The organism is Roseovarius halophilus (ex Wu et al. 2025) (genome assembly GCF_047086965.1).
In genome coordinates, this window is the sequence record NZ_JBKOTX010000286.1 from 1 (window position 1) to 5170 (window position 5170).

Consider the following 5170-nt stretch of genomic DNA (forward strand, 5'->3'; position numbering starts at 1 on the left):
ACCAGGTCGACCACATCGTCGGATTCCAGGTCGCGCACGGCAAAGGCCAGGGCATCGGGGGACAGCGCGGCGATGACATCCTCGCGCAGGGCCTCGTCACGGACAAGCGCGCCGGCCTGCAGGTGCGCATCCACGAGGTGCCCCCATCCCAGGGCCACGCCGAGCCCGTCGAGCGCGGCCTGAACGGCCAGCGGATAGGTGTTGACGAAGGTCGATTGCCGGATCCGATCGGGATCGGCGCCCTGCCGCGCGAGCCATGTGCGCCAGTTATGCCATTCGGTGTGGGTGTTGCTGACCTCGATCAGCGCGTGGTCGGTCAGGGCTTCGGCGTCCTCGATCCGGGTGGCGTAGGCGGGCGCGCAGACCGGGAAGATCGTTTCGCCGAACAGCCGGGTCGCGTCGAAGCCGGGCCAGTCGCCTTCGCCGCGCAGGATGGTCAGGTCGAATTCCTGCGACAGGCATTCGGAATCGCGGTCGCTGGAGACGAGGCTGATGGTGATGTTGCGGTTGGCCTGCTGGAAGCGGCGCAGCCGCGGCATCAGCCAGAGCGACGAGACCGAGTTGGTTGCCGCCATCCGCACGGTGCTGCGCCGCCGGTCGGCCAGCATGTCCTCGGATAACCGTGCGAGCGACCGCAGCGGTGCGCCGACCCCGCCCAGCAGGCGGCGGCCGTGATCCGTCAGCCGGACGGAGCGGTGACCGCGCACGAAGAGCGCGCAGTTGTAGTGTTCCTCCAGCAGCCGGATCTTGCGGCTGACGGCGGTCTCGCTGACGTTGAGTTCCTTGGCGGCGGCGGCGAAACTTTCAAGTTCGGCCGCCGCCTCGAAAGTCAGCAGGTAGTCGAGCCGTGGCAGGGCCGACCGGTTCCTGAGCATCGGCATCCCCTGTTTTCGTTCCCGTCAACGCTAGCCCCCGGCACCGGTTTTGCCAAACATTTTGTTGGGCAAGGCATGATGAATTTAGAATCACGCCCGGCGCCGTTCATTGGCATACTGGAATCCGGTGCGACGGCCCGAGGACCGCAGCGCCGGGCGAATCGCAACCAGACCGAGCGGAGGCCGAAAGATGAACGTGACACCCGTGCTGGAAACCCCCTACGAGCGCGCAGGCGTCATCACGCCGGGCCTGCCGATCCTGCCCCACGGCACGGAACGCCACCCCGTTCCCGGCGGCGGATCGCGGGCCGTGCCCGTCTATCGCGGTGACGAGATCTCGGTCCAGGACCGGGAGGGGCTGCAGCCCGCCGAACTGGTGTTTTTCACCCCCGACGGCAAATCCGATCCGGGAATGCTGGGCGCCAGCGGTGCCGGGCGCCCCGACGGTGTGATCTCGGTGCTGCAGGGCGATGCGCGGTCGGGCCGGAAGGTGGCCCGCGCGCTGGACAAGGCGGGGTTCGACCTTGGTCGCGCGCAGGCGATCCGCGCCTTCGCGGACGGATCGCGCGCGGGCGACATGGCCACGTTCCACGCCGCCTGCGACGGGCTGCTGATCGTCGCGGCGCCGGGCGGCCCCATGGCCCCGGACACGCAGGCCCCGCCGACGGAATTGATCCTCTATGTCCGCCGGGCCGATCCGGGTCAGGCGAAGGGCGGCCACCAGGTGCCCGACCCGTTGGCGGACCCGGTGCATGACATCAACATCCAGCCCGGCAACGCGAAAAGCTACGAGGTCAAGAAGGGCCAGTACATCCAGATCCTCGATATCCAGGGCCGCGAATGCTCGGATTTCCAGGCGTTCTCGGTACGCTCGCTCGATGCCGGGATCGAACGCGATATCGACCCGACCACGACGCGGACGCTGATGGGCAGTCTTTATCCGCAGCCCGGCATCTTCTCGAAATACTGGTCGGTGGACCAGGAGGCGCTGGTGGAAATCGTGCAGGACACTTGCGGGCGGCACGACACTTTCGGGCTTGCCTGCACCGCGCGCTACTACGAGGACCTCGGCTATCCGGGGCATGTGAACTGTTCCGACAACATGAACAAGGATCTGGCGCAATACGGCATCCGCCCGCGCGGCGGCTGGCCGGCGATCAACTTCTTCTTCAACACCATGCTGGACGAGACCAATGCCATCGGCATGGACGATCCGTGGTCCCGGCCGGGGGATTACGTGCTGCTCAAGGCGCTGACCGACCTCGTCTGCGTCTCGACCGCGTGCCCCTGCGACGTGGACCCGGCCAACGGGTGGAACCCGACAGACATACAGGTGCGCACCTACGGGGCGACCGAGACATTCAGCCGGTCGATCGGCTACAGGAAATCAGCGGAGGCGGATGTGGAGCAAACGAAGAAAACCGGCTTTCACGAGTGTTTCGCGCGGCATACGCGGGATTTCGTGGAATACCAGGGCTACTGGCTGCCCAACACGATGGCCAACCACGGCACGCTGGCCGAGTACTGGGCCTGCCGCGAGAAGGCGGCGATCATGGACCTGTCGCCGCTCAGGAAATACGAGGTGACGGGGCCGGATGCCGAGGAGCTGATGCAGACCTGCGTCACGCGCAACATGAAGAAGCTGGCGGTGGGTCAGATCGTTTATACGGCGATGTGCTACGAACATGGCGGCATGGTCGATGACGGGACCGTGTTCCGGCTGGGCGAGACGAATTTCCGCTGGGTCGGCGGCACGGACACGTCGGGCCTGTGGCTGCGCGAGCAGGCGCAGCGGCTGGGGCTGAACGTGTGGGTGCGGTGCTCGACCGACCAGTTGCACAACGTGGCGGTTCAGGGGCCCAAGTCGCGCGACATCCTGAAAGAGGTTTTCTGGACGGCACCAGACAACCCCACCGTGGAGGAGCTGGGCATGTTCCGCTTCACGCCGGCGCGGATCGGCGACTACGATGGCACGGCGGTTGTACTGGGCCGGGCCGGCTATTCCGGCGAACTGGGGTACGAGGTTTTCTGCCATCCCAAGGACGCGGTCGAGGTGTTCGACGCGATCTGGAAGGCGGGTGAGCCGTTGGGGCTGACACCTTTCGGGCTGGCCGCGCTCGACATGGTGCGGATCGAGGCCGGGCTGATCTTTGCCGGCAGCGAGTTCGACGACCAGACCGACCCGTTCGAGGCGGGCATCCCCTTTGCCGTGCCACTGAAATCGAAGACGGACGATTTCATCGGCCGCGCGGCGCTGGAGGAGCGCAAGGCGCATCCGCAGCGCAAGCTTGTGGGGTTGGAACTGGAAAGCGGCATCGTGCCATCGCCCGGCGACTGCCTGCGAATCGGCCGCGCACAGGTGGGCGAGATCACGTCGGCCATGAAATCCCCCTACCTTGGCAAGAACATCGCGCTGGCGCGGGTTGCGGTCACCCATGCCGAGCCGGGCACCGAGATCGAGGTCGGCCAGCTGGACGGTCAGCAAAAAAGGCTGAAGGCGCATATCGTGCCGTACCCGCATTTCGATCCGAAAAAAGAGCGGGTGAAGGGCAACTACGCCTGACCCGCGGGGGCGCCCGGCCCCGGAATTTGCGCAAATTCCGGGCAAGAAAATTCATATTTTCTTTGCCCGTTTTCCGCATGGAAAACGGGCTCCCCACTTGATGGGCACTGCTTCGTGCGCCGGCCTCTGGCAACCCGGGGCCGCCATGTCTATCTTGGAGGCTCAATCGGGAACCGAGGGGTAGTAATTTGGGGTTCACCACGATCGCCGACGGGGTGACGCGCGGAGTGGATACCTTCGGGGACGCGATATCCGGCGCGCTTTTCGAACCGGTTATCCGTCTGGGCGTGACCGGTCTCGCGCGCGCGGGCAAGACGGTTTTCATCACCTCGCTGGTGGCCAACCTGATGGACCGGGGCCGCATGCCCGGGCTGGTGGCGGCCGCCGACGGGCGTATCCAGGCCGCTTTCCTGCAACCTCAACCCGACGACATCGTGCCGCGGTTCGATTTCGAATCGCACCTGCGCGCCTTGACGGGCGAGGCGCCGCACTGGCCCGAGAGCACGCGCGCGGTATCGGAGCTGCGGCTGTCGCTCAGGGTGCGGCCGGCCGGGTTGCTGGCAGGTATGACGGGGCCGCGTACCGTGCATCTGGATATCGTGGACTATCCAGGGGAATGGCTGCTTGATCTTGCGCTTCTGGACAAGAGCTATGCCGAATGGTCGGCCGAGGTGCTGGCCCGGATCGAGGGCCGGGAAGAAGCGCGGGATTTCCGGGCATTGGTGGCGCGCACCGATGGCTCGGCGCGGCTGGAGGAGTCGGCGGCGCAGGCGCTGGCCACGACCTTCACGGGGTATCTCGCGGCCGCGCGTGACGCGGGGTATCATGATTGCACGCCGGGCCGTTTCCTGCTGCCCGGGGATCTCGCGGGCTCCCCGGTGCTGACTTTCGCGCCGTTGCCCGAGCCCGCTGGCGGCGCGCCGCGCGGCGCGATCTGGCGCGAAATGGCGCGGCGGTATGACGCCTACAGGCGCGAGGTCGTCAAACCTTTCTTTCGCGATCATTTCGCGCGGATCGACCGGCAGGTCGTGCTGGTCGACGCGCTTGGCGCGATCCATGACGGCCCGCACGCGGTCGAGGACATGCGCCGCGCGATGGGCGACATCCTTGGCGCTTTCCGCGCCGGCCGCAACGCGTTCCTGACCCGGCTGTTGAGCGGGCGGCGGGTGGAGAAAATCCTGTTCGCGGCGACCAAGGCGGATCACCTGCATCACAGCCAGCACGCGCGGCTGACCGCGATCATGACGGCGTTGACGCGCGCCGCGCGTGACCGGGCGGAATTCGCCGGGGCCGAGACGCAGGCCATGGCCATCGCGGCACTACGCGCCACGGTCGAGGAAACGCGCGTCCATGCGGGGCGGAACCTCGATTGCGTGCGTGGCACGCTGCTGAAGCCGGATGGCAGCCGGGGGCGGCAGGCCGCGTTCCATGCCGGGGAGTTGCCGCAGGATCCGGCGCGCCTGCTGGGGCCCGCGCATGACGGGGCGCGGGCGTGGCTGGATGCCGAATACGGCGCGATGACCTTCGCGCCGGCGAAACTGTCGCTGCGCCCGGGCGAGGGGCCGCCGCATATCCGGCTGGATCGGGCGGCGCAGTTCCTGATCGGGGACAGGTTGTGACCCCCGCCCGGGCGCATATGCGGCACCTGCCGCAGCTGACGGCGGTCCTGTGGTCGGCCAGCCGGGCCATGCCTGGGGCGCCGGCTGCGCCGGTGCGGCCTGGCGATCTGCCG

3 protein-coding genes are annotated in these 5170 nt (G+C 67.4%); 2 read left to right on the top strand and 1 reads right to left on the bottom strand.

Going from position 1 to position 5170, the window contains the following annotated elements; genetic code table 11:
* The coding region (locus ACH107_RS29630; protein WP_412509302.1) for a LysR substrate-binding domain-containing protein at window positions 1–875 on the bottom strand (875 nt) is incomplete at its 3' end.
* A 190-nt stretch (window positions 876–1065) separates the two neighbouring features.
* On the opposite strand from ACH107_RS29630, the gene ACH107_RS29635 reads away from it, so the two are divergent.
* Both ACH107_RS29635 and ACH107_RS29640 read left to right on the top strand, forming a co-directional pair.
* Window positions 1066–3438: a DUF1989 domain-containing protein gene (locus ACH107_RS29635; RefSeq protein ID WP_412509303.1), complete on the top strand. Its 2373-nt coding sequence runs from the start codon at window positions 1066–1068 to the stop codon at window positions 3436–3438.
* Window positions 3439–3626: 188 nt separating this feature from the next.
* Window positions 3627–5057, top strand: a complete 1431-nt coding sequence (locus ACH107_RS29640) for a YcjX family protein (RefSeq protein ID WP_412509304.1) — start codon at window positions 3627–3629, stop codon at window positions 5055–5057.
* Window positions 5058–5170 lie beyond the last annotated feature (113 nt).

Bases quoted from the DNA above. Each gene is read 5' to 3' on its own strand.
- ACH107_RS29635 (WP_412509303.1), top strand. From the start codon at position 1,066: ATGAACGTGACACCCGTGCTGGAAACCCCCTACGAGCGCGCAGGCGTC.